The sequence below is a fragment of the Desulfogranum aggregans genome (assembly GCF_055398265.1).
Genome location: NZ_AP042447.1, coordinates 2,834,875 through 2,860,912, shown reverse-complemented (window position 1 = coordinate 2,860,912; position 26,038 = coordinate 2,834,875). Strand labels below are relative to the sequence as shown.

The following is a 26,038-nucleotide window of genomic DNA, read 5'->3' as shown; positions in this document are numbered from 1 at the left end:
AAAAAGCCGGGTTACCCGTTTTGGGGTAACCCGGCTGTCTTGTGCAAGACCCGAGGCTTTCCGTCCCTGCCTCACGGCAGGTTTGGCCTGTTCCCTATAGATTGAACCAATATTACGTATAAGTGTACGCTCCGGTGCAGGCTCCGTCAAGGAGCAGGTTGCTCTGCGCGCGTACGCTGCAGGGTGCCAGCCGGTTCACCCCTCTAAAAAATCGTTGAAGCGGAAGGGCTTTGCCGCATTTGTTGGCATGCTTGTTATTTCATTTTTTCCATGACCCCTTTTTGTTGCATATTGCCGATAAGTTTCCGGGCAACGGACTCAAAGTCGCTTCTCAGCAGTTTGGGGTTCACCGTAGAGGATCGCGCTGCCCAGAGGAGTTTTCCAGTGGCTACGTCGTAGAGGTTGGTCTCCAGGTTGACAACTGTACGGGTGCTGGTGGTCGGAGTGGTATAGACAGTGTTGTACGCTTCCCCGTAATAGCCGTAGATACCGGAATAAAAAGCGCTCGGCTCTATCCGGGGCGTTCCCGGGTGCCACTTGGTTGATGTCTGCGAGTCAATCAGGTGGGTAATTAGCACGGCATCTGCCCCGGCCTGGTCGACGATGGCACGGATTGCCGCTTCCTTGGGCGGAATCGGCTTCTCGGCCAGGGGGTGGCTGGGGATCGCCTCAATATCGCTGCGCTTGAGCTGATCGACAAAGACATTTTCCCAGAGGTTGCGCGCCACCTCTTCCCGCGCAAGCGCGATGACCAGGACTTTCTTCACATCCTGTTCGGGAAGCGGCTGCTGCACCCATGAGGAGTCAATGCGTGTGGCAGGGCCGCATCCGGGCAGAAGAAAAACAAGGCAGAGGAGTGCCAGGCTGCTTATTGTTAACAACAGCCCTGTTGCCATGCGTGAAGAGGGTAACTGCCGAGAAACGTTGCCGGTTGTGCTGCTGTCTGTGCTGTGTGTGTAGATATTCATAGGAAGTAGAAGAGGTTAGGGTTATGGGGTTGATAAAGTCGTTACATGTACTCTTTTGGTGGATATTGCTTACAATGCTGATGAGTTGCGCTACCGGAGAACGGGGGCGAATAGTTCCTGATGCCGAGGTGGATAATTTATTTGCCCAGGCCACTGTTCTCCCGGACCATGCCTATTATTACTATGGTCCTTTTCACTCGCCTGTGGCCATCATCGCCCTTCAGGAGAGCCTGGAACTGGAATCCAGGCTGTGGACCTCTGTTGCTGATCCGCAGCGGCAACTGGCGGTACTCATAGACAATACCAGGAACCAGCGAAACCTAATGTGTACCTTTGACGGTGCAAGGATTATCGCTCCGGACGGCAAGGCCATCGGCTATTGGTACGCCAAATGGCACCTGAGTTCAGTGCGTCCCGCGGATAACGGCGCAATCAGGATATTTCCTCCTGCAGAGCCGACTTCCGGCCCGTGTAAGCCGGAGGGGTTCAAACGTAATTAGTGGATTAGTCGCCCTTCATCTGTTCAAAGGGGGTGTTCATGGCGTCCACCCACTTGACCGCACCGGTAGACGTATCCATGACGTAGATCTGGGTACTGCGATCCCTGACCACGACCTCCATGCTGTACTTGCCCGATGCAGGAGTAGACCTTGCGCCGGTGAGCAGTAAAATCGCCAGCGCACTCAGCACACCGGCCAGGAAGAAGAGACTGTTTTTTCCCTGTTGTTGCTTCTGCAGATGATGCTTCCTCCTGCCCATCAGGGCCTGTGGTATGCAATCTACATTTTCGTACGAACGCTCTCTACCTTGTCTGCCATGGTTTGCTCGCGGTCGCTTCGGGTGCCGAGCTTGATGGTCGTGGTAATCCTGGGCGCTCCCATGGCGTGCACTGCCTCGTGACATTGCTTGACCGCAGCCATGACCGCATCCCATTCCCCCTCGATATTGGTTCCATAGGCGTGCAACTCGGTTTTCAGGCCGGCCTGCTCGAGTATGCGGTGGCAGGCGACCACGTACTCTGAAACGGAAACACCAACGCCCATGGGGACGACACAAAGATCTATAATAACATGCATAGCTTTCTCCTGGGGTAAACCGGCCATCCGATGAGTCGCAACGACGAGCGCACGACCAGGTTGAGGTGCTGCAACAACCAGCGATGCCGGACTTCTGTTGTCAATCTGCCTGTTTTTGCACTATGCTATAAATAACAGCTGGATTCAATCGGTAACTCATACTCCGGAGCATATCTCATGCGAATTCTCGTTCTCGAAGATAGTGCGCCTGTCCAGCGTTTGCTGCAGGCCAGGCTGGAAAAGGCAGGATACGGTGTAGATGCGGTCAGCAACGGGCACCAGGGGTTTCAGCTTGCCGCATCCAATGCCTATGATGCGATTATCAGCGATATCCGGATGCCCCATTGGGATGGCTATAAATTTATCGAGGCAATCGAGGTCATCTGCCCCAACCTGCCGATTATCATCGTCACCGCTGAGATAAAGGATGAGCAGACTATTCAGCAGGTTATGCGCAGTCCCAATGTGCTGCAGATCTTTCCCAAACCTATTGACTTTACTGCTTTATTGTCCCTGCTTTCCACAATTACCCCCCAGGGACACACCAGTGTCAGCAAGAAGGCCAGGATTGTGTGCACCATTGGACCTGCCAGCGACACACCGGCGGTGCTCGGCAAAATGGTGCTTGCCGGGATGGACGTGGCCCGGCTGAATTTTTCCCATGGCACCTACAAGCAGCATGAGCAAAACCTGTGCGCCATTCGCAAGGCTGAAGAGATATGGGATAAGCCCATCGCTGTCATTCAGGATCTATGCGGCCCTAAAATCCGTGCCGGTGCCATGCGCCATGGGCAGGTGGAGCTGCACAGCGGCAACCAGGTGTCTATCTGCGCAGAACCTGTTGAAGGCACCGATGAACGGTTTTCAACCATCATGCCCTCCATCCTCGTCGACCTGCGGCCAGGTGACCCTGTGCTGCTTGACGACGGTCTGCTGGAGCTGCGTGTGGTGTCCACTGATGCAGAGCAGGCCCTGTGCGAGGTTGTGTGCGGAGGGATCCTGAAATCGGGAAAAGGGATAAACCTGCCGTCCACCAACCTTGCCCTGCCTAGCGTTACCCCCAAGGATTGGCAGGATCTTGAGTGGGGGCTGGAGCATTCGGTGGACTATGTGGCGCTGTCGTTTGTGCGGGCCGCAGCCGAGATCGAAGAGGTGAAATCGTTTATCGAGCGATCAGGCAAGCGGAATATAAAGGTCGTGGCCAAGGTTGAGCGGCCCGAGGCGGTGCAGAATATCCGGGATATAATACGGGTATCGGATGCCATTATGATTGCCAGGGGGGATATGGGGGTGGAACTGCCGGTGGCCACCGTGCCTCGTATCCAGGAGCGGATTATTCAGCTCTGCTGGGAACATAACCGACCGGTCATCACCGCCACCCAGATGCTTGATTCAATGACCACTCATTCGCGGCCCACCAGGGCTGAGGTCACTGATGTGAGCATGGCGATCAAACAGGGGACCGATGCAGTCATGCTTTCCCAGGAAACCGCCACAGGGATTGATCCCGTCAACGTGGTGCGCACCATGGCGTCCATCATCTGCGAGGAGGAGCGGTACACGGATATCAAACCCGAGCACTATCATCAGCTGACCGGCGACGCCTCGGTTAATCCGGCCCTTTCAGCTATGGCGGGGTTGATCAATATCGTCGCTACCCTGCTGCTTGATCCATCGGGAGAGCTCTACCCTTCACTTTCCAAATGGAATCGAAAGGTGCCTACCCTGTTGATTACCAAATCCGTGCACATCGCTCGTCATGCCAACCTGTATAACAATATTTTTCCCCTGATCATCCGGGAGGAACTGAACCGGGCACAGATGGTTCGTCGTTCTATTGAGCTGGCAAAAGAGTGGGGGTATATCCGTTCAGGCGATGTCATCGGTATCGTCGAAGGTGCACGCATCACCTGGAGCGGGGTCAGTCAGATGGGTGCTGTACAGGTGGTCAATGTGGAGTGAAGGGTGAGCGCAAGGGGGATGCGCTCACCGCGGCATACAGTGGAGACTCGGCCGGACAGGCGCGAGACTTTTCTCAGTGGCGTTTTTTGCCCAGGTAGGCTTCCTGGATCTTCGGTGAACTGAGAAGCTCTTCAGAAGTACCGGAAAAAACGATTTTTCCCACTTCGAGCACATACCCCCGATCTGCCAGCTTGAGGGCGGCCTTGGCGTTTTGTTCCACCAGCAGCACGGTGACGCCGGTTTCGGCGATCTTTTTGATCTGGGTGAATATGGCCTTGACCAGGATGGGAGCGATACCCAGGCTGGGTTCGTCAAGCAGGAGCATGGAGGGCTTGCTCATCAGGGCCCGGCCGATAGCGAGCATCTGCTGCTCCCCCCCGGACAGGGTCCCGGCAAGCTGGGATTTTCGCTCTTCCAGCCGGGGAAAGAGGTCGTACACCCAGGAGAGAATTTCGGTATCAATTTTTTTTCGGGTGTAGGAACCGAGCAGAAGATTTTCCTCTACGGTGAGAACGCCGAACACTCGTCTTCCCTCGGGCGATTGACTGATGCCCAATGCGACTACCTTGTGAGCCGGGAGGCTGGTCAGCTCCGTCCCTTTGAAGGTGATGGAACCGGATTTTGCCTTCAGTAATCGGCTGATGGCCCGCATGGTGGTGGTTTTGCCCGCACCATTGGACCCGAGGATGGTCACGATTTCGCCTTCCCTCACCTCAAGGGAGATGCCTTTGATGGCTGCAATGTTGCCGTAGGAGACCTCCAGATCGGTGACTTTGAATAAAATGTCGTTAGAAGTCGTCATCATCACTCCCAAGGTAGGCTTCAATCACCGCCGGGTGGGTCTGGATTTCACCGGGCGTTCCTTCAGCAATCTTTTTTCCGAAATTGATAACGGTCAGGTATTCTGTCACCTCCATGACCAGGTCCATGTCATGCTCAATCAGGAGGATGGTGATGCCCTTTTCCCGGATGTTGTAAATGGTTTCAATCAATCCGAGGGTTTCTTTGTCGTTGAGCCCTGCTGCCGGTTCATCAAGAATCATCAGGGATGGTTCGGTGGCCATGGCGCGGGCCATTTCCACCCGACGCTGCAGTCCGTAAGGCAGGGAGCCCACCGGAGTGACCGCATGTTCGGCCAGATCGAAAAAGTCAAGCAGTTCGCCGACCCTGTCCCAGTTGCTACGCTCGTCGGCCCGGGAGGAGGGGGTCGGACAGATTCCGTGCCACAAGCCCTGGCGGGATTTGATGTGGCGACCGCTCATGATATTTTCGGCAACGCTCATCTGACCGAAGAGACGGATGGTCTGAAAGGTCCTGACGATTCCGCGATTGGCGACCTGGTGTGGCTGCAGCAGTCGGATCTCTTCGCCCAGCCACTTGATGGAACCTTCCTCACAGGGATGAATGCCGGTTATGCAGTTAAAAACCGTGGTCTTTCCGGCACCGTTGGGCCCGATGATACCGTAGATCTGCCCTTCCTGGACACGAAAACTTAGGTCGTCGACTGCTACCAGGCCTCCGAAACGTTTGGTGACGTTGGTCAGTACCAGTTCCTTAGTTGCCATCGGTACCCTCCTTGATCAGTCGCCGGGGAATCTTGCCGAAGGTTGCCGGCCAGATGCCGCGCGGTCGGAGGATCATGGTGAAAATCATGGCAAAACCGAAAATAAAATAGCGCCAGGTGGCAAACTCCCTGAAAATCTCCGGCAGGACGAACATGACAAAGACCCCGAGAAAGATGCCGGGAATCGATGACCCGCCGACGATGACAATACTGAAAAACAGGACCGACTGGACAAAGTCGAATGCCTCCGGGCTGACCGCGGAATACTGGTTGGCGTAGATTGTTCCCGCCATGCCGGCGATCCCGGCTCCAAGGGCAAAGGCGAATATCTTGTAAACCCTGGTGTTGATGCCGACAGAGCTTGCCGCCAGTTCATCCTCGCGAAGATAGTGGAGCGCTCGTCCTGCTTTGGATTTCTCGAGGTTATACATAACCAGCAGGGTGAGCAACAGACCGAACAAAGCGGTATAGAAGGCCCCGGCCTGGGGAGCTGCTTCCAGTCCCGGCAGGTGGATGATGTCGAGTCCGAATATGCCGTTGGGACCGCCGGTCAGGCCGCCGAGGTTGTTTTGCAGCACCTGGATAAAGACAATGTTAAAGCCGATCAGGGTAACCAGCAGGTAATCCCCTCGCAGGTGGACGATGGGACCGGCGAGCAGCACCCCGAAAAAAGCCGGTACAATGACGGCGGCAGGTAGGGTTGCAAGCAGCGGCCAACCGAACTTGGCGTTGAGGATGGCGCTGGTGTATGCGCCCAGCCCGAAAAACAGGGCCTGCCCCATATTGAACATACCGCCTTTGCCAAGCACTATATCGGTGCTCAGGGCAACGATGGTGAAAATGACAAAGGTCGTTGCCACTGCGAGCCAGCGTGAATCAAGCATGGCTGGCAGGATAGCCATAATCAGGAAGAACAAGGGGTATGCTGTGCGTTGTATATTCTTCATCATACTTTTTCCGCCACCCTTTCTCCCAGGATTCCGGTCGGGCGGAAGATTAGAATCGCGATCAGGAGGATGAAAGTAAAGGCATCGGACCAGGTACTGGACACATAGCCGGCGATAAAGGCGTTGAACAGGCCAAGCAGCATGCCGCCGAGCATGGCGCCGGGGATGTTGCCGATACCACCGATGATGGCGGCAACAAAAGCGTTGAGCCCGTATTGCCAGCCCATGTTGAAGGTGATGCCTTTGTAGTAGAGCCCGATAAAGAGTCCGCCGACAGCGCCAAGGGAGGTGCCGATGATAAAGATGGTGGCAATGATGTTGTTGACATTGATCCCCATCAGGCGGGCTGCATCCTGGTCAATGGAACTGGCCCGGATTGCGGTTCCCAGTTTGGTCTTTTCAATAAAGATGTAGAGGGCGATCATCAGGAGGAGCGAAAGGACCAAGATCAGGACCTGGATCAGGCTGATGACCACTCCGCCCAGATCCCAGTAGATTTGCGGGATCAGGTCGGGGAAAATTTTGAGCTGAGGCCCCCAGAGCAGCATGATTCCATTCTGGATGACCATGGACGCTCCGAGCGCCGAGACCACGGCTGACAGCCGCGGGGCTGTTCTGAGCGGTCGATAGGCGAGACGCTCCAGCACCACCCCGCACAGGGCAATAACCACCGCTGTGAGCATGAATACCGCAATGGCGATCAGCAGGGATGAGTTTCCGCCTGACGACAGGCTGGTAAAAATAAACAGCCCGACAAAAGCAGCGGCCGCCACCAGGTCACCATGGGCAAAGTTGATCAGCTTCATGACCCCGTAGACCATGGTGTAGCCCAGGGCGATAAGGGCGAACATCGATCCTATGGTCAACCCGTTGGCGAGTTGCTGTAAGAAAATATCCATACTACCCTTTTACGTGTTGAGTGACAGCGGGCTGAAGAATCAGCCCGCTTGCGTGAAATCGGTCACAACCGTGGGGCAGCTTATTTATGGACTATCTTGTAGCTGCCGTCAGCCTGAATCTCATAGGCCATGTAGCCTGAACCAACTCTGTTTCCATCAGGGGCAAAGGAGATCGGTCCGGTGATACCCGGGTAATCCTTGAGGGTATGCAGGAATTCGGCCGCTTTCTTGGTGTCAAAGCTCTGGTTGCTTTCCATGGCGTGGACAATGGCCCGCATACCGTCGACATTGAGCAGGGTCCAGATGGAAGGCGGCATGGTGCCGTATTTTTCCTTGTACGCCTTGAGGAAGTCTTTGGCCAGGTCGTAGGGGAGGAGTTCCGGGGTGGGAACATTGATGATGTATGCACCCTCAGCTGCCTTGCCGGCAAGTTTGATGAAGTCGGGATTGTCGTTGGCATCACCGCCGACAAAGTCTGCCTGAATGCCGAGAGCTACCATCTGTGCACGGATCAGGCCGCCGTCGGAGTAGTAGCCGGCAAAGAAGATCACATCAGGCTTTTTTGACTTGAGCTGGGTCAGCACCGGGGTGAAGTTCTGGGCACCGGCTTTGATTTTTTCTCTGGCAACGATGTTGCCGCCGGCTTCCTTGACTGCGTTTTCTACCGCAGTGGCCAGGCCGTCGGCATAACTGGAGAAGTCAGAGAGAATGGCAATCCGCTGGTATTGTTTGACGTTGACGAAGTAGTCGGCGGCAAAAGTTGCCTCTGCACTGTTGGGGAAAGAGTTCCGGAAAAAGGTCCAGTAGCCGTGCTGGGTGAGGGTATCACTGGTTCCGTCACTTGTCTGGAGCACGCCTGCCCGGTAATAGGTGGCCTGGGCCGCTTCCGCACAGGTGGAGGTATAGGAGCCGATGACCATCTTGACGCCCTTGTTAACCAGGTCCTTGGCGCAGATTGCCGCCTTCATGGCTGTTCCCTCGTCATCGCAGGTGATGACCTCTATCTGCTTGCCCAGTACGCCGCCCTTGGCATTGATCTGTTCTGCCATGAGTCGAGTGGCATTATCTATGCCCTGCCCCTCGTTGGCGTAGCTCCCGGTAATCGGGGCCTGCACACCGACCTTCAGTACGTCCTCGGCATTTCCAGTACCCGTAAAGAGGGCAAGACTGAGTAACGACATAAATAACGCTCTTTTTCGCAACATACATTCCTCCAAATTGAAAGTTTGTGTTTCTGCCAGTCGGGAGTTCAATGTCCCAGTGGTGTGTTCGTATTCCTCCCTATAGGTTGGTACAAAGTGAAAACTTCGCTCTTACTGATATTCTATTCCGTCTTTTTTTGCTGTATAAATTTTGCCGCCCTAACGGGTGCAAATTCGGATAGATGCAGTTTGCTCTGCAAGCTCGAGAAAGGATTCGCTCTCAACCCGTCGCCTGCGACCATGTACGCTGTTGGGTGGACGAGAGCTGCCTCGAGAGCGCGTTGCAGCAGTGGGCGGGGTGTCCGTGCATGCAAGACGCATTGTCTTCTGTCTCTGCAGGTAACTGTACGTTTTTTGGTTCGCCAAGGATTGGACAGGCTGCAGAGGAAAACCATTGAGGAAAGAGGTTGACGTCAATGGTTTAACCATTATAATGTTATAAAAAAATTACAGACTGTCAAGAGAGGAATGGAAAATATCTTTCACAAAGCCCAACAGAAGCGGGTCTATCAGGATGTGGTCAACCAGATCCAGTCGGCCATCCTGGACGGCGAGATTGCCGCCGGAGAGCGTCTGCCGCCGGAACGGGTCCTCTGCGACATGTTCCAGACCAGCAGGGGTACCCTGCGTGAGGCCCTGCGTATCCTGGAACAGAAGAGCCTGATCGAGATCCGTCTGGGGGCCAGCGGCGGTGCCTATGTCAAGGATGCCAATGCGGAGCTGATGGTGGAGAATCTGGCAATGCTTATCCGGTCGGATGCGGTGTCCCTTGACCACCTGGCGGAATTTCGTGAAGGCGTGGAACAGTCGGTGAGTGCCCTGGCTGCTCAACGGGCCACGGCTCTTGAATGCAGCCAACTGGAAGCCCTGCTTGCCAAGGCAAAGGCCTATCGCGACCGGGGAGTAAGTGAATGGGACAATTTCGTTCGGATGGATGAGCAGATCCATCAGGCGGTTGCCAGGATTGCCGGTAACCCCCTGTATATTTTCGTGCTGCAGAGCGTCCACGCCAATATCGGTCGCTATTATGATAAGTTTCTCTGTGTCGGTGAAAACGAGCTGGAGGAGAACTTTCAGGACCTTCGCAACATAGTGGCTGCTATTGGAGCGCATGACTCCGAGGCTGCCGGCCGGCTTGCTGCGCAGCATGTACGCCGGTTTGCCGTGTTCATGCTGCAAAAGAAACGCTAAGGCATCGGTGTCCTGCACAAGAATTGACAAAGAGTAAGGTATACCTTCAACCAAAGGGAGATCAGAATGGTAACGCACAACGAAGAAATGTACGATGAGGCTGTAGCGCTCGCCGAGTCGTGGCAAAACAGGGCCAATGAACTGCTGACTAAGGAAGAAAAGCATATTCAGGACCAGATGAAACGGCTCCTCACCAATCCTCACGACAAGGTGTTGCTTACCCGTATGATTGATCAGAGCTTCCGCTCCCATAATCCCAAACGGGTTGCCGATCAGATCACCCATTTGATTGATAAAGAAGGGATTCCCGAATTTTTCAGCCGGGTGGAAAAACTCTTTATTCAGATGTTCAAAGGGGTGGGTAAGCATTTTTCCTCGCTTGCCGTTCCCACCATGATCGACCAGATGCGTGCCGGGTCCAGTCGGGCCATTATTCCCGGTGAGGAAAAGGAACTCCATGCACACCTCCAGAAACGAAGGGAGCAGGGAATCCGGATGAACATCAATCATCTCGGCGAGGCAGTTCTGGGAGAGGAGGAGGCCAAGCGTCGTCTGGCAACCTATATCAAGGACATGGAGGATCCCGATGTGGAGTACATTTCCATCAAGATATCCACCATCTACTCGCAGATCAATTCCCTGGCCTTTGACGAGACCGTTGCCATTCTCAAGGAACGGCTCTCTGCCATATACCGGGTTGCCAAGGATAACTATTTTACCCGTTCCGACGGCACCCGCATCCCCAAGTTCGTGAACCTGGACATGGAGGAATACCGGGACCTGGAGATTACCTATGCGGCGTTTACCGAAACATTGAACCAGGAAGAGTTCAAGGGATACTCGGCCGGCATCGTGCTGCAGGCCTACCTGCCGGACAGCTTCGGCATGCAGCGGAAATTGACTGACTGGGCCAAGGAGCGGGTGGCAGCTGGCGGTGCACCGGTGAAACTGCGCATCGTCAAAGGGGCCAATATGGAGATGGAGTTACTGGAGTCCGCTCTTTTCAACTGGCCCCTGGCACCTTATGACAACAAATTGGAGGTGGATGCCAATTACAAGCGGATGGTCTCCTATGGCATGGACAAGGAGAACATTCAGGCCGTTAATCTTGGCGTTGCCTCCCACAACCTGTTTGAACTGGCCTATGCTGCGGTACTGGCAAAACAAAACGGTTTGAACCCATACTTCTATTTTGAGATGCTCGAGGGGATGGCGGACCATGTCCGGCGGGCGCTCAGCGAAGGGGACGGAGATGTGTTGCTGTACGCTCCGGTGGCTTCCAAAGATGAGTTCATCAACGCCATTGCCTACCTTATCCGTCGCCTGGATGAAAATACTGCACCGGAAAATTTTCTTCGCTATTCACCGGATCTGTCGGTCGGTTCAGAGGAGTGGAACTACCTCAAAGAAAGTTTTCTCGCCTCCTGCGCCTACCAGGAGCAGGCCCAGGATGGACCCAACCGCATTCAGGACCGTTCTACTGAGACCTTTCCCGAATCGGTCTCCACCTATCATTCCAACCGGTTTGTCAACGAACCGGATACAGACTGGTCTCTGGCCGCCAACCGTCAATGGGCGGAGAATATTCGTGAACGTTGGATGTTGTCGGCGGATGCCACGGCCATGGAAGTCCCGGTGGTAATCGGCGGAGAAGAGCTGTTCGAGGGGCGGGAAATTAAAGAGGTTTTCGATCCCAATAGGCCAAAGGAAAAAGTCATGGTATCCCGATTCGCGCTTGCGGATGCGGAGGATGCCCGTCGGGCGCTTGAAGTTGCCCGCCAGGATCCGGACGGATGGCGCGAGCTCACCGCAGCCCAGCGTCATGAGGTCCTTTCCCGAGTGGCCATGGAGCTGCGCAAGGCCCGGGGCGAACTGCTGGGGACAGCGGCCGCTGATACCGGAAAGATCTTTTCCGAGGCGGATGTGGAGGTCTCTGAGGCCATCGATTTTGCCGAGTATTATCCTCTGACCGCCCGTGAGCTGGAGGATATGGACAACATTGAAGCCCGGGGTAAGGGCGTGGGCCTGGTTATTTCGCCCTGGAATTTTCCTATTGCCATTCCCTGCGGCGGCATGATTACCGCCCTGGCAGCGGGCAGTACGGTAGTCTTCAAACCTGCATCAGATGCAGTGACGACCGCCTGGCAATTGTGCCAGTGCTTCTGGCGGGCAGGGGTTTCAAAAAATACGCTGCAGTTTGTGCCCTGTTCCGGCGCCAAGGTGGGGCCTCTGTTGACCGCCAGCCCTGAGGTGGATTTCATCATCCTTACCGGTGGCACGGATACTGGGCTCCAGATCCTTGAACAGACCCCGGGAGTCTACCTGGCGGCGGAAACCGGTGGAAAAAATGCCACCATTGTCACCGACATGGCTGACCGTGACCAGGCAATCAAAAACGTGATTCATTCAGCGTTCAGTAACTGCGGGCAAAAATGTAGTGCCACCAGTCTGCTGGTTCTGGAAAAGACAATCTATGACGATCCCCATTTTCGGCAGCAGCTGGTGGATGCCGCTGCAAGCTGGAAGGTCGGTTCAGCCTGGAAGTTCAGTACCAAAGTAGCTGCGTTGATCAAACCGCCGAAGGGCGACCTTGAGCGGGGACTGACCACCCTGGAGCCGGGAGAAGAATGGGCCCTGAAGCCCGCCATGGTTGACGACAATCCCTATATCTGGTCACCGGGGATTAAGTACGGGGTCCAGCCGGGAAGTTATACGCACATGACCGAATTTTTCGGTCCCCTCATCGCGGTCATGCGCGCCGATAACCTGGAGCATGCCATCGAGATGGTCAACCAGACCGGTTATGGTCTGACCAGTGGAATCGAAACCCTGGATCCGCGTGAACAGGAGATCTGGAAGAATACAATCTTTGCCGGCAACCTGTACGTGAATCGAGGTACCACCGGTGCGATTGTTCTTCGGCAGCCTTTCGGCGGCATGGGGAAATCAGCTCTTGGACCGGGAATCAAGGCTGGCAGCCCCGACTATGTTCCGCAGTTCATGGACATTACCGAGGTTGCTCACCCTGCCGAAAAACGGTTGGTCAACGATTATCAGTTGCTCCAGACCGCTCAGGAGTGGCGTAAGTTGCTCTTATGGGGGAAAATGGCGCCAATCAAGGAGGATATGGAAAAATTCATCAGTGCCGTGAACAGCTATCTCTATAATATGGAGAACGTTTTCGGCCAGGAGCAGGATTTCTTCCATCTCCGTGGCCAGGATAATATCCTGCGCTATTTGCCGATCAAGAAGATGTTGATCAGGGTGGATGCCCGGGATAGTCACTTCGAGGTCTTTGCTCGCGTTGCTGCAGCCAGGACTGCCGGCTGTGAAACCACCCTCAGTATGCCAACCACCCTGGACAATGAAGTGACAGCCTTTCTCTCGACCCATTACGGCCGCCAGCTGCTGCAGGAGGTGCAGCTAGTTCGTGAAACCGATGAACAATTGATCGCCCGGCTGGGCGAGATTGATCGGATCAGGTATGCTGCCGAAGACCGGGTTCCTGCCGGGTTGTTCACGGCTGCAGCAGCTACCGGATTCTACATTTCCCGGTCACCGGTGTACATGGAAGGACGCCTGGAGCTGCTCCAGTACTTCCAGCAGCAGTCCATCTGTGATAACTACCATCGATACGGGAACCTTGGGGATCGCTCGTTTGAATAAGACCTGGATTCGTGACAGCTTAGTTGAACGCTGACGGATTCAGGCTGAAGAGCGTCTATCCAGGAAACCACCCATGCAACCGGTACCTGCAGATAAGCAGGTACCGGTTTTTTTGATACCTATCCCATGCGTAGACAATCTCGTTCGTTGTTGATGACGCTTGCTGCGGTCCTCCTATGGTCAACGGTTGCAACCGCTTTCAAGCTCGCATTGGAGCACGTCGACTCCTACGCGCTGCTTGTTTTTTCCTCCCTTGTCTCCTGGACGGTGCTCCTGCTGCTTGTGCTGGCTCTGGGGAAGGCCGGAGCTGTGCTGCAGGTCTCCCGGCAAGAGGTTATTGGCGTGGCGGCCCTGGGGCTGCTCAACCCTTTCCTCTACTACATCACCCTGTTCAGCGCTTATGACCGGTTGCCGGGCCAGGTGGCCATGTCCCTGAATTATGGGTGGCCGCTGGCCCTGACGCTGCTCTCGGCACCGATCCTGGGGCAGCGGTTGGGAAGAAAGCAGATCCTCCCCCTGGTCGTGAGTTTTGTGGGAGCGGTAATTATTGCCACCCGAGGCAGATTCATCAGCTTCGGGGAGCTTGACCGGGTCGGAGTCCTGCTGGCTTTGTCCACCACAGGCATCTGGGCCCTCTACTGGCTGATCAACGCCAGGCAGAGGAGTGATCCGGTGGTGAGGCTTTTTTGGCTGTTTACCTTTGGCAGCGCCTATGCCTTGCTTTTCAGTTCCTTTTTCGGCGGCCTCACTGTTCCCCCGCTCGCTGCTTGGCCGGCCATCTTATACATCGGCTGTTTTGAGATGGGGATAACCTTTGTCCTGTGGTTGCAGGCGCTCACCCTGTCGACCAGTGCCGCCAGGCTGGGAAATCTGATCTATATGACTCCCTTTCTGTCGCTTTTTTTTCTTCACCTGATCATCGGCGAAACCATTCACCAGACAACCCTTGCCGGCTTGCTGCTGATTGTCGGGTCGATAGTCTACCAGGAATTCGCCTGACTCCCTGGAAGTACCCATAAAAAAATCCCCCTGCAGCGGATGACCGCAGGGGGACGGGAAAGAGGCTGTGAACCCTCAGGAAGTCTGAGGGTTACAGGATCGGCTTCATGGCGCTCATGTGGGAACGCAGCTCTTCACCGATGATCTCCACCGGGGTATAGCGGATGGCTTCATTCACCTCGATCAGTTCGATGTTGTCAACACCGTTATCTGTGCGTTCCATCCCCTTGCCGATGACATCGGTATTGACGGCTTTCATGAATTCTTGCAGCATCGGTACCGCCTTGTGGGCAAACAGGTAGCAGCCGTATTCCGCAGTATCGGAGATTACCACATTCATCTCGTACAGCTTCTTGCGAGCAATGGTGTTGGCGATCAGCGGGGTCTCATGCAGTGATTCATAATAGGCCGATTCTTCCTTTATTCCCGCATCCACCATGGTGTCAAAGGCCAGCTCAACCCCGGCCTTGATCATGGCTACCATCAGGATGCCGTTGTCAAAGTACTCCTGCTCGCTGATTTCCACGTCGCCGGAGACGGATTTTTCAAATGGTGTTTCCGCCGTCTCTGCCCGCCATTTGAGCAGGTTGGCATCGTTATTGGCCCAGTCTTCCATCATGGTCTTGGAAAAGTGACCGGACATGATATTGTCGATGTGCTGGTTGAACAGCGGGGTCAGGATGCTCTTGAGCTCTTCGGCCAGGTAAAAAGCCTTGATTTTTGCCGGGTTGGACAACCGATCCATCATGTTGGTGATGCCGCCATGCTTAAGCGCTTCGGTGACGGTCTCCCACCCGTACTGTACCAGCTTGGAGGCGTATCCCGCATCAACCCCCTGTTCGATCATCTTGTCGTAGCAGAGCAGTGAACCCGCCTGGAGCATACCGCAGAGGATGGTCTGCTCTCCCATGAGGTCGGACTTCACTTCGGCGACAAACGATGACTGCAGGACCCCTGCCCGGTCGGAGCCGATGCCGGAGGCATAGGCTTTGGCGATGTCCCATCCCTCTTCATTGGGGTCGTTTTCGCGGTGTACGGCGATGAGCGTCGGAACCCCGAAGCCACGCTTGTACTCTTCCCGCACTTCGGTTCCCGGTGATTTGGGCGCCACCATGATAACGGTCAGGTCGTCGCGAATCTGCATTCCTTCCTCGACAATATTGAAGCCGTGGGAATAGGAGAGACAGGCACCCTGCTTCATCAGGGGCATTACCGCGGAAACCACGTTGGTGTGCTGCTTGTCCGGGGTGAGGTTGATGACCAGGTCCGCGGTGGGGATTAGTTCCTGGTAATTGCCAGCAGTAAAGCCGTTATCAGTGGCATTTTTCCAGGATTGCCTTTGCTCGCTGATAGCGCTGTCGCGCAGGGCAAAGGAGACATCCAATCCGGAATCGCGCAGGTTGAGTCCCTGATGAAGGCCCTGGGCACCGCAACCGACGATGACGATTTTTTTCCCCTGCAGTTTACCCACCCCTTCAAACTCCGAGGCATCCATAAAACGGCACTTGCCGAGTTCTTCGAGTTGTAGCCGCAGCGGCAGGCTATTGAAATAATTTTTTCCCATCGTGTATCTCCTTAATTTCCCATGTGAGTAGATCTTTTCAGTTTGTCGCGCAGTATAGTCTATTTCTATGTTGCGGAAAGTGATTTGATCGCAACTCTGTGTTGCGAAATATGCAATATAGTGGTATCGGTAACCCATATCTATATCATCAACGCGCTGTTTTTTCATGGATATTCGAAGCATAAAAATCTTTAATTCACTGGCCGCAACCCTCCATTTCGGAAAGACCAGCCGGGCCTATCATATGACTCCCTCTACACTGACCCGCCTGGTACAGCGTCTCGAAGCCGAGGTCGGCAAACAGCTTTTTCATCGTGACCGACGTTCCGTCTCTCTCACTCCGGCCGGCGTGCTGTTCCGCGAATATGCTGAAGAAACGGAAAAACGCTGGAAGACCCTGCAGAATAGACTGGCTGCCGAGGTGGAGTTGCAGGGGAACATTTCGCTTTACTGCTCGGTTACCGCGGCAAACGGCATTCTTCCCGGTATGCTCAAGACCTTTCGGGCCAACTATCCCGGGGTCCAGCTGCATCTCCAGACCGGTGATGCGGCCCTGGCACTCAACCAACTTTACAACAAGGCTGCCGACATCACCATAGCCGCCTTGCCGGAAAAGCTGCCGGCCTCCATCACCTCCATCAAGGTTATTGAGACGCCCCTGGTCTTTGTCGCCCCTGCCACAAACCAGGATATTGTGGTGTATGATCAACAGGGGATAGACTGGCAGCGTACCCCGCTCATCCTTCCGGAAAAGGGGCTCAGCAGGGTAGCGGTTGATCGATGGTTTCGACAAGACGCTATCCATCCCAATGTCTATGCGCAGGTTGCCGGCAACGAGGCCTTGCTGACCATGGTCGGGCTAGGGTGCGGAGTGGGGGTCATCCCTCTTCTGGTACTGGAAAAAAGTCTGATTCAGCACGAAGTGATCGTTCTGCGTGATGCACCCCGCCTCAAACCGTTTACCATCGGGGTATGCGCGGTTACCAGCAACATGGAAAACCCGCTGATCAGGGCGTTTTGGACCACCGTGGAAAAGAACCGTACCTCGTGAATAAAAAAGAGGAGCTGTTGACGGTCTCGTTTGCAGCCATTGCTTCGAGTAGGCGCTGTCACTGTCCGCTGTATACTCCTCGCTCAGGAGCTGGAGCCAATCAGGCTTTTTTTGGGCATCAAGACTACAGGCGCTCTGCTCAGCTGTGGTTTTTTTTAAGTTGTTTTCAGATAGTGAGATTGATATCTTTGAAGAAACAAGCCCTCAAGTGTAAAGGTGATGCTGAGCAGGAGACCTCTGGCTGCGCTCAGGACTGGTCTGCCATTACGGACTGAAGTGAATATTTTCACAGCCTCTCCCTTTAGCGCGGGCTCTGAAGACACGGGCAGTCTGCCTGAGCAGCCAGGCCGGCTCGAATAATCTTTGGTTAGTGAAGCATAACACCGCATCAATCGTCCAGGCAGCGAGAACAGACATATCCCTTCCTTTTTTTCTCACTGAAGAACCTCCAGCGTGCAAGCAGCAATTGACAGGAGCGGAGCGTTGCCTCCAGAGAACCTGGATACAGGGGCGGGGACTCATTTTATATATTCAACTGTAGGTAGTAACGTGGGAATATACCAATATAGTCTTGAAAAGGACACCCTGGTCATCCGGACAGGACATGGCCAGTTCAAATATACCATAGAGAACGCAGAATTGCTGAGTATGGCAGAGAAAATTGCCAGTGAGGTTGTAGGCGAACTGCAGCGTATTGATCAGGGAAAAAGCTCGCTGAGAACAGACCTGAGTGACTATGCCAAGCTGATGCTTGCCACACTCAACATTTGCGAAAAACACATTGCCCTGAAAAAGAAATATGAGCAGTTAAACAAGACCGTTGCATCAATGAAGGAAGTCCTGACCAACCTTGAGTACGCAAAGGGGACAGGTGCTGCAGAAAGGGCAACGCAGGGTGCACAAAGCGGGTCTACATCGATCCAGACCAAGGCCAATGCCGGGCTGGAAGCAACATCCGGAGCAGCCAAAGGTTGCTCAAAGGAGCCTATTGCCCACCAGGAACTCTGCAAGACAACAGCAAACCGTACTTCGACAACACAGCCTGCTTCGGCAAAAAATACCTCTGCAGGCACTGCATCCTCTGCAGGTGCTCTTGCGCAGGAAACCGCATCCAAGGACTCTGCTCCTGCCACAACCACAGCAGCTTCGTCATCGGCGCAAACCGCTCCTTCTCCAGCCTCTCTTGACGCTGCAGAGAAGAAGATTGAGCCTAAACCGGAAAAAAGAACAGACACTGGTGCCTCATCTGTCAACCACAAACAGCACCGGCCCGTACACAACACCTCAAAACCCCTCTTTCAGTCCATCAATCCTTCGGCACAGTTACAATCCGGATCGTTGACCAAACACAGCGTCCCGATAGAAACAGCGGCACTGCCCGCACACCTTGCCACAGATATCCCCCTTTCTCCATCAGCAGCAGCGTCCCAGGCAAGTCAGGATAGGCTCGACCAGGCGGAGGGGCCTGCTCATGGTCCTGCCGACAGGCTCTTTCCCGGGAAACGGAGCGCTTCTGCCTTCAGTACCGGAGCACCTGTTGATCACACAAAAGAATCCGCGACACCTGGAGCCTCAGTGCAGCCGGACAAGGATAAAGGGCAGAAAAAGGATACACCCACCAGTCAGCAGGAGCGCTCAGCCCTTGCACCGGGTCACGGTAAAAGCGAGAACAAGCAACCAAAAGAGCCTGATTCCTCTGAGCAGGGGAGGCGCGCCTCCCATCAAACCGTGCTCAGTTCCTCGTCAGGTTCCGCTGTTTCTCCAAAGGCGCCATCCAGCTCAAACCGGCAGGCTGGGTTGCAGTCCTCCATCTCCCCGGAGAGCAGCTCCATAGTGAACAGCACCTCTGCCAGGCCAATAGCTTCACCAGCGGCAGACAAGCAATCAGCAGCCGTGACCGGGCAAATGGCCACAGGTTTTCCGGTAAAGCAGGAGCGCTCGGTAGAAAAGGAGCCGGATACTTCCTTGAAGTTTGCACAGGCTGCTGCGCAGCAAACAGCATCCACCGATGTCAGGACATCACCCACCGAAGCGACCCTGACCCAGAACCCGGATCAAAAGGAGGACCTTGCGCACCCCCCCGTGCCAGCCTCTTCTACTGAAAAGCAACTGGTCTTTTTACCCCCGATTCCGCAAACCGCTCCTGTTGGACCTGCTGCGGAGAGTGCAGAAAACACGGTTCCGCATCCTCCGTCCTATACCATAAACACGCCGGAGCAAGGCAGTGCTCCGGCGTTTCCTGCAGACGCTCCTGTTGCTGATACAGGATCATATGTTCTCCCCTCGCTCTCTTTTCTGCAAACTACCAGTAGCGAAAACGAGGTCGACCGAAAACGGATTCGTTCAGACGCTGAACTGCTCGAGAAAAAACTCGGTTATTTCGGCATCAAAGGTGAGGTCATGGGCATCTCTCCCGGGCCGGTCATTACCACCTATGAATATAAGCCGGATCCAGGGATAAAAATCAGTAAAATCGTTAATCTGGCCGATGATCTCGCTTTGGCCTTGAGTGCCTTCAGCATCCGTATTGTCGCCCCCATCCCTGGTAAGGATGTCATGGGCATCGAGATCCCCAATATCAAAAAGAGCCTTGTCCCTTTTGTTGATATCGTCACCTCGGATGCGTTTACCGAGTGTTCGTCAAAAGTACCCATCTGTCTGGGCAAGGATATCATCGGCAACCCGGTTGTGGTGGAACTCGAGTCCATGCCGCACCTGCTCATTGCCGGCGCGACCGGTACAGGGAAGAGCGTTGGCCTCAATGCGATGATCACCAGTATTCTCTACAGGGCGTCACCGGATGAAGTCAAATTTCTGATGATTGATCCCAAACGTATTGAGCTGTCATTTTATAATGATATTCCTCATCTGCTCACCCCGGTCATCACAGACATGAACAAGGCCAATATCGCGTTGCAGTGGATGGTCCGGGAAATGGACAGGCGCTATAACCTCCTTGCCCACTACCAGGTGAGGCACATTGAGCAGTATAACCAGAAGCTTGCCGAGTCCCCGTCCCCTCAGTATGGTGAGGATGGAGAAAAACTGGAGCCTCTGCCCTTTATTGTGGTAATTATTGACGAGCTGGCCGACCTGATGATGACTGCCTCGCGGGACATAGAATTTTCCCTCACCCGCCTGGCACAGATGGCACGTGCTGCGGGCATTCACCTGATCCTCGCCACCCAGCGTCCTTCGGTGGACGTGCTCACCGGTATCATAAAGGCCAATTTTCCGACAAGAATCTCTTTTCAGGTCTCCTCAAAAACAGATTCGCGCACCATCATCGATTCCAACGGGGCGGAAACTCTCCTCGGCAATGGGGATATGCTCTTTGTGCCGCCGGGAACGGCAAGGCTGACCCGCGTCCACGGGACCTATCTTTCTGAAAGGGAACTGACTGAAATTACCTCGTTCATTAAACAGCAGCGAAAGCCTGAATACATTTTTGACGTGATCACTGAGCAGGAAACCGACGAAATGGAATCCAGTACCATGGATGATGAATATGATGAAAAATACAATGAAGCGCTCGAGGTGGTGCTTACCACCCATCAGGCATCAATTTCCAGTATTCAGCGGGCGTTGAGGGTTGGATATAATCGAGCAGCCAGAATTGTTGATCTCATGGAAAAACGAGGGGTTGTCGGCCCCTCTGATGGTGTCAGGCCTCGCAAGGTCTTGACCAACAATATCAATGCCGCCATGTAAAGCGCAGCGTATTCCAGGGTGCCGTGAAAAAACAGCTGTCTGAGGCTGTGCACCCTGGTTGTTGCTTCCGGCAAATACTTGATCCGGTATCCAAGAAGAGAAATTCTTCTGCTCCCGGGGCTCAGAAGTGGGCAAGCCAAGGAATTGACATTTGTCAGTCCCACTTTTGGTTATTGATTCGAGAAGGCACTGTAGACCTAGCTTTTCAAGAAGATTCTGCGGGGCTGATGCCGGTTACTGTTGACACCAAGGGGGTGCAGCAGGCCCCTGTTTAAGGGGCGCCCCTCTGTCAATGTGCAGCCGATCTCTGCCTTCTTCGGCCATCGTCTGCTCCCCTCTCTAGCCCAAGCAGTGATTGCTCGCCTGTCAATCCATTTACCCAAACTGCTGCTCTGTACGGCGGATGATCTCTTCCTGATGGTCGGCGTCGAGGTCAACAAAATAATCACTGTAGCCGGCAACCCTGACCAGCAGATTACGGTACTCGTCCGGATGTTGCTGGGCCTGACGAAGGGTCTCGGTATCCACCACATTAAACTGGACATGGTGTCCGCCCAGATTGAAATAGGAACGTACCAGGCCGCAGAGCTGATCCAGGTCCTGCTCACTGGCCAGGACGCTGGGCAGAAAACGCTGGTTGAGCAAGGTACCGCCTGACTTGGTCTGGTCCATCTTGCTCAGGGACTTGATCACTGCGGTCGGACCGTTGCGGTCGGCACCATGGGAAGGCGAGGTGCCGTCTGAGGCCGGCTGGTGAGCGAACCGGCCATTAGGGGTGGCGCCGAGCATCTTGCCGAAGTAGACGTGGCAGGTGGTGGAGAGCATGTTGAGGTGGTACACCGTTCCTTTGGTATTGGGCCGGCCATCGATAGTGGCAAACAGGGTCCCATAGACCTGCTGCATGATCGTGTCGGCCCGGTCGTCATCGTTGCCGAAAAACGGGGTCTTGTTCCAGAGGGTCAGACGCAGTGCTTCATGGTCGGCAAAGTTGGCGGACAGAGCCTCCAGCAGCTGGTCCCAGGTGCAGTTCTTCTGTTCAAAAATATGGGTGCGGATCGCTGACAGGCTATCAGTGACGGTGCCGATACCGCAGCACTGGATGTAGTTGGTATTGTATCTGGGGCCGCCGTCATAATAGTCCCGGCCTTTTGCAATACAGTCATTGATCACCACCGAGAGGAAGGGGGCCGGTGAATATTTGGCATACATCCGTTCAATATAGTTGTTGACCCTGACCTTGAGGTCGACGATATGCTCCAGTTGGCGGGTGAAGGCCTGGTAGAGTTCCCCATACGTGGTGAAGGTCCTGGGATCGCCGGTTGCAGGGCCTAGCTGTTTGCCGGTCAGCGGATCAGCACCATTGTTAAGGGTGATCTCCAGGATCTTGGGAACATTGAGGTACCCGGTGAGGATATACGCTTCCTTGCCAAAGGCTCCGGTTTCAATACATCCGCTGGTACCGCCTTCACGGGCATCCTCCACCGATTTACCGACCCGCAGCTGTTCCATCACCACCGTATCGGTGTTGAACACCGAAGGATAACCATATCCTTTGCGGATGACTCGTGCTGCAGCCTTGAGGAAACGGTTCGGTGTCCGGCTGCTGATGTGCACCGAGGGTTGCGGCTGCAGCAGGTGCAGCTCATCGGCAACTTCAAGCGCAATATAGGAAACTTCGTTGCTGCCGTCCCGGCCGTCCGGAAGCAGGCCGCCCAGGTTGACCTGGGTGAAATCATTATAGGTACCGCTTTCTTGGGCCGTCACGCCCACCTTGGGCGGGGCAGGCTGGTTGTTTATCTTTATCCACAGGCAGGCCAGCAGTTCTTTGGCCTGTGCACGGTCAAGGGTCCCTGCGTCGACCTCCTGCCGGTAAAAGGGGTAGAGATGCTGGTCCAAATGCCCGGGAGACATGGCATCCCAGCCGTTGAGTTCGGTAATGGTCCCGAGGTGGGTGAACCAGTACATCTGCAGCGCTTCATGAAAGGTTTCCGGCTTGAATTCAGGGACCCTGCGGCAGACCCGGGCAATGGTCAGCAGTTCTTTTTTGCGGGCTTCGATCGTCGTCTCCGCTGCTATCTCCTCGGCAAGGGCTGCATGCCGGTGGGCAAAGATGATCACCGCGTCACAGGCAATATCCATGGCCGTAAGCTGTTCACGCCGGTCCGCTGCCTCGGGGTCGTTGCGGTAATCAAGTCGGGCGATGCGCTCGGCGATCTGCTGTTTGAAATCGCCCATGCCGTAGCGGTAGATGGATCCGTCGAGCGCAGTATGGCCGGGGGCCCGCTGCTCCATGAATTCGGTAAACAGCCCGCAGGTATAGGCATCGCGCCACTCCTGCGGCACATCATTAAAAATGCGGTCGCGCATGGAACGTCCCTGCCAGTAGGGAATGACTTCCCGGGCATAGGTGGCGATGTCCTCATCCTTCACCTGGTAGTTGGTCATTTCCCGGCTGGCCAGCACCTGCAGATCATCGGCTGTATGACAGGTAAGTTCAGGAAAGGTAGGGACGACCTTGGGTGCGGGGCCGCGTTCACCGACCAGTAACTCGTAGTCGCCGATATAGATGGTTTTCTGTTCGCACAGGTGCCTGAAAAAACGGGCCCGCAGAACCGGCTGGGAATATTTGCCACCGTGCTCTCGGTAGAAGGCCGTTTCCAGCAGTGCGCGTTCAATGGAGATGGACGGTCGTGCGGTAAAACTTTGCTGTCGGAGGTATTCGATACGTTGATTCATCTGTCTATCCACCAATGCGAACGGTAAGGTCAAATCGTTCGAGCTGTTGAACGATACCATTGACGTGGTCGGTTGCCGGCGCTGCAATGTGACGGACCTGGTCAGGCCTTTCCAGCTTAGCGTACTTGGCACGCGCCGAGGGATGAAAGGGGAGCACATCCACTGTGCGCACCCGGGGCAGCGAACGCAGAAAGTCGCCGGTAGCCTTAATGTTGGCGGAATCATCGTTGATCCCGGGAATCAGGGGGAACCGTACCTGAACATGGTGGCCCTGATCGAGCAGGAACCGGAGGTTATCCAGGATGGGTCGATTATCCACCCCTGTGTAGTGCCGGTGTTGGCGGTTGTCCATATGTTTGAGGTCATAGAGGAACAGATCAGTGTGCTCGGCAACGGCAGCGATCACGGATCTGGTGGCATACCCCGAGGTGTCCACAGCTCGATGAAGGCCGAGTTTGCCGGCTGCCTTGAGCAGGGCAAGCAGGAAACGATGCTGTACCAGAGGCTCTCCTCCGGAAAAGGTGACCCCCCCGCCCGACTGGTCAAAAAAGGGTATGTCCTTGACAAGTTCCGTCATTACCTCCTCCACCTCTGCCTGCCAGCCGGTTGCCTCATGGGCCAAAGCCGGGCAGGTGCGGGCGCATTCGCCGCAACTGCGGCATTGCTGCTGGTCACGTAGGATGCCGAGCCCGGAGGAGCGGAGAGCCTGCTGGGGGCAGACGTCCACGCAGGCAAGGCAACCGATACACCGTTCAGCCGACCAGACCATCTGCGTTTGCGCATTCAATCCTTCGGGGTTATGGCACCACCAGCAGGAGAGCGGACACCCCTTTAAAAAGAGCGTTGTCCTGATATTGGGACCGTCGTGGAGGGCATATCGTTTGATGGCAAAGAGGGTTCCTTTCATGGGCAGTTGCAATGATAATGAAAATCATTCATACGTTCCAGCTGAATATACTCCACCATAGACTTGAAGTACAGACAAGTAAAGGGGCCTTTGCAGCAAAGGCCCTGACGTGACGTACGAAAGGAGGAAAGTGCAGGCGTCTAGCTGGCGGGAGTACCTGCTGCGGGCTGCTGTCGGGTGTGATCCAGGGTGGACATGGCGGTAGCGACCATGGTGGATACGTCGGCCAGGTTGCCGGGAACAATCATGGTGTTGTTTTCTTTGGCCATCTTGCCGAATTCTTCCAGGTATTTTTTTGCGACTTCCAGGTTGGCGGCTTCCTGTCCGCCCGGGTTGCTCAGGGCCTCCGCTACCTTGCGAAGTCCCTCGGCGGTTGCTTCGGCCACCTTGAGAATTTCCTGGGCACGGCCCTCGGCTTCATTGATTCGGCGCATTTTTTCTCCTTCAGAGAGAGCAATCGCCTCGGCGCGTTCCCCTTCGGCGCGGTTGATCAGGGACTGGCGTTGGCCTTCTGAGCGGGCGATTTCGGCCCGTTTTTCCCGTTCCGCCTTCATCTGTTTTTCCATGGCTTCCAGGACTGATCGCGGCGGTTGGATGTCCTTGATCTCATAGCGCAGCACTTTGACACCCCAGTTTTGGGCCGCTTCATCCAAGGCATCGACCACCTGCTGGTTTAATACTTCCCGGGCTTCAAAGGTGTTGTCCAGGCTTATTTTCCCGATGGCAGAACGAAGACTCGTCTGGGCAAGCTGGGCGGCGGCAAAATGGTAGTTTTCGATCCCATAGGCCGATTGCCTGGCGTTGACCACTTGCAGATAGAGCACACCGTCCACCTCCATGGTGACATTGTCTGAGGTGATGCAGGTCTGCGCCGGAATGTCGATGGGTTCTTCCTTGAGGTTGCGTTTGTAGGCGACCTTGTCGAGGAAAGGGACGAGGATGTGAAAACCTGCAGAAAGGGTGGTTCGGTATTTTCCCAACCGCTCAATCACATATTCATTGCGCTGGGGCACTACTACAGCGGTTTTGATGAGGATTAGAACTACAAAGACAATCAGTACGCCAACACCGATGAGCATTTCCATTATTCTTCTCCTTCATGGTTGAGCGGACGAACGTTGACCAGCAGGTCCTCTTGATCAACGATTTCCACCACCTGTCCCTTTTCGATCCGTTCATCTGCGGCAGCAGTCCAAAAGGTTCCCGCATAACGAATTTTGCCTTCAGCTGGAGGGTCAATGGTTTCGATAACGGTTCCGGTTGAGGGAGCGGGGTTGAGAGCCACACTGTCGGTTTCTTCTTTTTGTTCACCCAGAAACACGCTGCGCAGGTAGGAGCGAAGGGCTGCCAGAGAAAGCAGGGAGGCCGCCAGAAAGACGATCAGTTGACTGGTCAGGCCCAGGTCCAGCAGGTATACCCCGAGGGCTGTGCACCAGGCACCAATGCCGAAAAAAAAGATGACAAAACCGGGGACGGCCAGCTCGATTCCATAAAAGGCTATGCCGATGAGGAACCAGGCGAGCACCGGTGATATGGGCAGGTCAATCATGGTATGCTCCCGCGGGGCGGATCAGAGCCGATGTCGGCTCAAAGTG

At 54.9% G+C, this 26,038-nt stretch carries 20 protein-coding genes and 1 riboswitch; of the genes, 7 read left to right on the top strand and 13 right to left on the bottom strand.

Annotated features, from left to right (window positions below):
* Window positions 1-21 precede the first annotated feature (21 nt).
* Window positions 22-97: riboswitch (cyclic di-GMP riboswitch) on the bottom strand.
* Between the two features lie 157 nt (window positions 98-254).
* Complete coding sequence (locus ACZ52Z_RS12580; RefSeq protein ID WP_464267130.1) at window positions 255-968, bottom strand: hypothetical protein; 714 nt, start codon at window positions 966-968, stop codon at window positions 255-257.
* 23 nt (window positions 969-991) lie between these two features.
* Here ACZ52Z_RS12580 and ACZ52Z_RS12575 point away from each other — a divergent pair, with 23 nt between their 5' ends.
* A complete protein-coding gene (locus ACZ52Z_RS12575; RefSeq protein WP_464267129.1) occupies window positions 992-1,468 on the top strand; it encodes a hypothetical protein in 477 nt (158 codons plus the stop codon).
* Window positions 1,469-1,472: 4 nt separating this feature from the next.
* Here the strand turns inward: ACZ52Z_RS12575 and ACZ52Z_RS12570 are convergent, their stop codons facing one another.
* Together ACZ52Z_RS12570 and ACZ52Z_RS12565 are read right to left on the bottom strand one after the other, a co-directional pair.
* On the bottom strand, window positions 1,473-1,727 hold the full coding sequence (locus ACZ52Z_RS12570) for a hypothetical protein (protein WP_464267128.1): 255 nt from the start codon (window positions 1,725-1,727) through the stop codon (window positions 1,473-1,475).
* 20 nt (window positions 1,728-1,747) lie between these two features.
* Window positions 1,748-2,044, bottom strand: a complete 297-nt coding sequence (locus ACZ52Z_RS12565; protein WP_464267127.1) for an MTH1187 family thiamine-binding protein — start codon at window positions 2,042-2,044, stop codon at window positions 1,748-1,750.
* Between the two features lie 177 nt (window positions 2,045-2,221).
* Between ACZ52Z_RS12565 and pyk the strand changes: the two genes are divergently transcribed.
* Complete coding sequence (gene pyk, locus ACZ52Z_RS12560) at window positions 2,222-4,006, top strand: pyruvate kinase (RefSeq protein ID WP_464267126.1); 1,785 nt, start codon at window positions 2,222-2,224, stop codon at window positions 4,004-4,006.
* A gap of 73 nt (window positions 4,007-4,079) precedes the next feature.
* On the opposite strand, the gene ACZ52Z_RS12555 is transcribed toward pyk, so the two are convergent.
* The 5 genes from ACZ52Z_RS12555 to ACZ52Z_RS12535 all read right to left on the bottom strand — a co-directional run bounded on the left by ACZ52Z_RS12555 (window position 4,080) and on the right by ACZ52Z_RS12535 (window position 8,621).
* Window positions 4,080-4,811, bottom strand: a complete 732-nt coding sequence (locus tag ACZ52Z_RS12555; RefSeq protein WP_464267125.1) for an ABC transporter ATP-binding protein — start codon at window positions 4,809-4,811, stop codon at window positions 4,080-4,082.
* Complete coding sequence (locus ACZ52Z_RS12550) at window positions 4,795-5,571, bottom strand: ABC transporter ATP-binding protein (RefSeq protein WP_464267124.1); 777 nt, start codon at window positions 5,569-5,571, stop codon at window positions 4,795-4,797. The genes ACZ52Z_RS12555 and ACZ52Z_RS12550 overlap by 17 nt, the downstream gene beginning before the upstream one ends.
* Window positions 5,561-6,520, bottom strand: coding sequence for a branched-chain amino acid ABC transporter permease (locus ACZ52Z_RS12545; protein WP_464267123.1), 960 nt, complete (start codon window positions 6,518-6,520; stop codon window positions 5,561-5,563). Before ACZ52Z_RS12545 ends, ACZ52Z_RS12550 begins: the two co-directional genes overlap by 11 nt.
* Window positions 6,517-7,416 carry a branched-chain amino acid ABC transporter permease gene (locus tag ACZ52Z_RS12540; protein WP_464267122.1) on the bottom strand — a complete coding sequence of 300 codons (900 nt, stop codon included), beginning with the start codon at window positions 7,414-7,416 and terminating at the stop codon, window positions 6,517-6,519. The genes ACZ52Z_RS12545 and ACZ52Z_RS12540 overlap by 4 nt, the downstream gene beginning before the upstream one ends.
* An 80-nt stretch (window positions 7,417-7,496) precedes the next feature.
* A complete protein-coding gene (locus ACZ52Z_RS12535; RefSeq protein ID WP_464267121.1) occupies window positions 7,497-8,621 on the bottom strand; it encodes a branched-chain amino acid ABC transporter substrate-binding protein in 1,125 nt (374 codons plus the stop codon).
* 465 nt (window positions 8,622-9,086) lie between these two features.
* Between ACZ52Z_RS12535 and ACZ52Z_RS12530 the strand changes: the two genes are divergently transcribed.
* The 3 genes from ACZ52Z_RS12530 to ACZ52Z_RS12520 all read left to right on the top strand — a co-directional run bounded on the left by ACZ52Z_RS12530 (window position 9,087) and on the right by ACZ52Z_RS12520 (window position 14,474).
* Window positions 9,087-9,809, top strand: a complete 723-nt coding sequence (locus ACZ52Z_RS12530) for a FadR/GntR family transcriptional regulator (RefSeq protein ID WP_464267120.1) — start codon at window positions 9,087-9,089, stop codon at window positions 9,807-9,809.
* A 66-nt stretch (window positions 9,810-9,875) separates the two neighbouring features.
* On the top strand, window positions 9,876-13,475 hold the full coding sequence (locus ACZ52Z_RS12525; protein ID WP_464267119.1) for a bifunctional proline dehydrogenase/L-glutamate gamma-semialdehyde dehydrogenase: 3,600 nt from the start codon (window positions 9,876-9,878) through the stop codon (window positions 13,473-13,475).
* 126 nt (window positions 13,476-13,601) lie between these two features.
* Window positions 13,602-14,474 carry a DMT family transporter gene (locus ACZ52Z_RS12520; protein ID WP_464267118.1) on the top strand — a complete coding sequence of 291 codons (873 nt, stop codon included), beginning with the start codon at window positions 13,602-13,604 and terminating at the stop codon, window positions 14,472-14,474.
* Window positions 14,475-14,565: 91 nt separating this feature from the next.
* Here the strand turns inward: ACZ52Z_RS12520 and ilvC are convergent, their stop codons facing one another.
* Window positions 14,566-16,038, bottom strand: coding sequence for a ketol-acid reductoisomerase (ilvC, locus tag ACZ52Z_RS12515; protein ID WP_464267117.1), 1,473 nt, complete (start codon window positions 16,036-16,038; stop codon window positions 14,566-14,568).
* Window positions 16,039-16,204: 166 nt separating this feature from the next.
* Between ilvC and ilvY the strand changes: the two genes are divergently transcribed.
* Both ilvY and ACZ52Z_RS12505 read left to right on the top strand, forming a co-directional pair.
* A complete protein-coding gene (gene ilvY / locus ACZ52Z_RS12510; RefSeq protein ID WP_464267116.1) occupies window positions 16,205-17,089 on the top strand; it encodes an HTH-type transcriptional activator IlvY in 885 nt (294 codons plus the stop codon).
* A gap of 549 nt (window positions 17,090-17,638) precedes the next feature.
* Window positions 17,639-20,800, top strand: a complete 3,162-nt coding sequence (locus tag ACZ52Z_RS12505) for a DNA translocase FtsK (protein ID WP_464267115.1) — start codon at window positions 17,639-17,641, stop codon at window positions 20,798-20,800.
* 375 nt (window positions 20,801-21,175) lie between these two features.
* Here ACZ52Z_RS12505 and hypD read toward each other — a convergent pair whose 3' ends face one another.
* The 4 genes from hypD to ACZ52Z_RS12485 all read right to left on the bottom strand — a co-directional run bounded on the left by hypD (window position 21,176) and on the right by ACZ52Z_RS12485 (window position 25,992).
* Window positions 21,176-23,536, bottom strand: a complete 2,361-nt coding sequence (gene hypD, locus ACZ52Z_RS12500) for a trans-4-hydroxy-L-proline dehydratase (protein WP_464267114.1) — start codon at window positions 23,534-23,536, stop codon at window positions 21,176-21,178.
* 4 nt (window positions 23,537-23,540) lie between these two features.
* Window positions 23,541-24,443 (bottom strand): glycyl-radical enzyme activating protein, encoded by a 903-nt coding sequence (locus ACZ52Z_RS12495; RefSeq protein ID WP_464267113.1) that lies wholly within the window; start codon window positions 24,441-24,443, stop codon window positions 23,541-23,543.
* A 140-nt stretch (window positions 24,444-24,583) separates the two neighbouring features.
* Window positions 24,584-25,528, bottom strand: coding sequence for an SPFH domain-containing protein (locus tag ACZ52Z_RS12490; RefSeq protein WP_464267112.1), 945 nt, complete (start codon window positions 25,526-25,528; stop codon window positions 24,584-24,586).
* Window positions 25,528-25,992 carry an NfeD family protein gene (locus ACZ52Z_RS12485; RefSeq protein ID WP_464267111.1) on the bottom strand — a complete coding sequence of 155 codons (465 nt, stop codon included), beginning with the start codon at window positions 25,990-25,992 and terminating at the stop codon, window positions 25,528-25,530. Before ACZ52Z_RS12485 ends, ACZ52Z_RS12490 begins: the two co-directional genes overlap by 1 nt.
* Window positions 25,993-26,038 lie beyond the last annotated feature (46 nt).

What these genes read in the sequence shown, in the direction of transcription:
- ACZ52Z_RS12580 (WP_464267130.1), bottom strand. Translation starts at nt 968, where the DNA reads ATGAATATCTACACACACAGCACAGACAGCAGCACAACCGGCAACGTT.
- ACZ52Z_RS12575 (WP_464267129.1), top strand. Translation starts at nt 992, where the DNA reads ATGGGGTTGATAAAGTCGTTACATGTACTCTTTTGGTGGATATTGCTT.
- ACZ52Z_RS12570 (WP_464267128.1), bottom strand. Translation starts at nt 1,727, where the DNA reads ATGGGCAGGAGGAAGCATCATCTGCAGAAGCAACAACAGGGAAAAAAC.
- ACZ52Z_RS12565 (WP_464267127.1), bottom strand. Translation starts at nt 2,044, where the DNA reads ATGCATGTTATTATAGATCTTTGTGTCGTCCCCATGGGCGTTGGTGTT.
- pyk (WP_464267126.1), top strand. Translation starts at nt 2,222, where the DNA reads ATGCGAATTCTCGTTCTCGAAGATAGTGCGCCTGTCCAGCGTTTGCTG.
- ACZ52Z_RS12555 (WP_464267125.1), bottom strand. Translation starts at nt 4,811, where the DNA reads ATGATGACGACTTCTAACGACATTTTATTCAAAGTCACCGATCTGGAG.
- ACZ52Z_RS12550 (WP_464267124.1), bottom strand. Translation starts at nt 5,571, where the DNA reads ATGGCAACTAAGGAACTGGTACTGACCAACGTCACCAAACGTTTCGGA.
- ACZ52Z_RS12545 (WP_464267123.1), bottom strand. Translation starts at nt 6,520, where the DNA reads ATGATGAAGAATATACAACGCACAGCATACCCCTTGTTCTTCCTGATT.
- ACZ52Z_RS12540 (WP_464267122.1), bottom strand. Translation starts at nt 7,416, where the DNA reads ATGGATATTTTCTTACAGCAACTCGCCAACGGGTTGACCATAGGATCG.
- ACZ52Z_RS12535 (WP_464267121.1), bottom strand. Translation starts at nt 8,621, where the DNA reads ATGTTGCGAAAAAGAGCGTTATTTATGTCGTTACTCAGTCTTGCCCTC.
- ACZ52Z_RS12530 (WP_464267120.1), top strand. Translation starts at nt 9,087, where the DNA reads ATGGAAAATATCTTTCACAAAGCCCAACAGAAGCGGGTCTATCAGGAT.
- ACZ52Z_RS12525 (WP_464267119.1), top strand. Translation starts at nt 9,876, where the DNA reads ATGGTAACGCACAACGAAGAAATGTACGATGAGGCTGTAGCGCTCGCC.
- ACZ52Z_RS12520 (WP_464267118.1), top strand. Translation starts at nt 13,602, where the DNA reads ATGCGTAGACAATCTCGTTCGTTGTTGATGACGCTTGCTGCGGTCCTC.
- ilvC (WP_464267117.1), bottom strand. Translation starts at nt 16,038, where the DNA reads ATGGGAAAAAATTATTTCAATAGCCTGCCGCTGCGGCTACAACTCGAA.
- ilvY (WP_464267116.1), top strand. Translation starts at nt 16,205, where the DNA reads ATGGATATTCGAAGCATAAAAATCTTTAATTCACTGGCCGCAACCCTC.
- hypD (WP_464267114.1), bottom strand. Translation starts at nt 23,536, where the DNA reads ATGAATCAACGTATCGAATACCTCCGACAGCAAAGTTTTACCGCACGA.
- ACZ52Z_RS12495 (WP_464267113.1), bottom strand. Translation starts at nt 24,443, where the DNA reads ATGAAAGGAACCCTCTTTGCCATCAAACGATATGCCCTCCACGACGGT.
- ACZ52Z_RS12490 (WP_464267112.1), bottom strand. Translation starts at nt 25,528, where the DNA reads ATGGAAATGCTCATCGGTGTTGGCGTACTGATTGTCTTTGTAGTTCTA.
- ACZ52Z_RS12485 (WP_464267111.1), bottom strand. Translation starts at nt 25,992, where the DNA reads ATGATTGACCTGCCCATATCACCGGTGCTCGCCTGGTTCCTCATCGGC.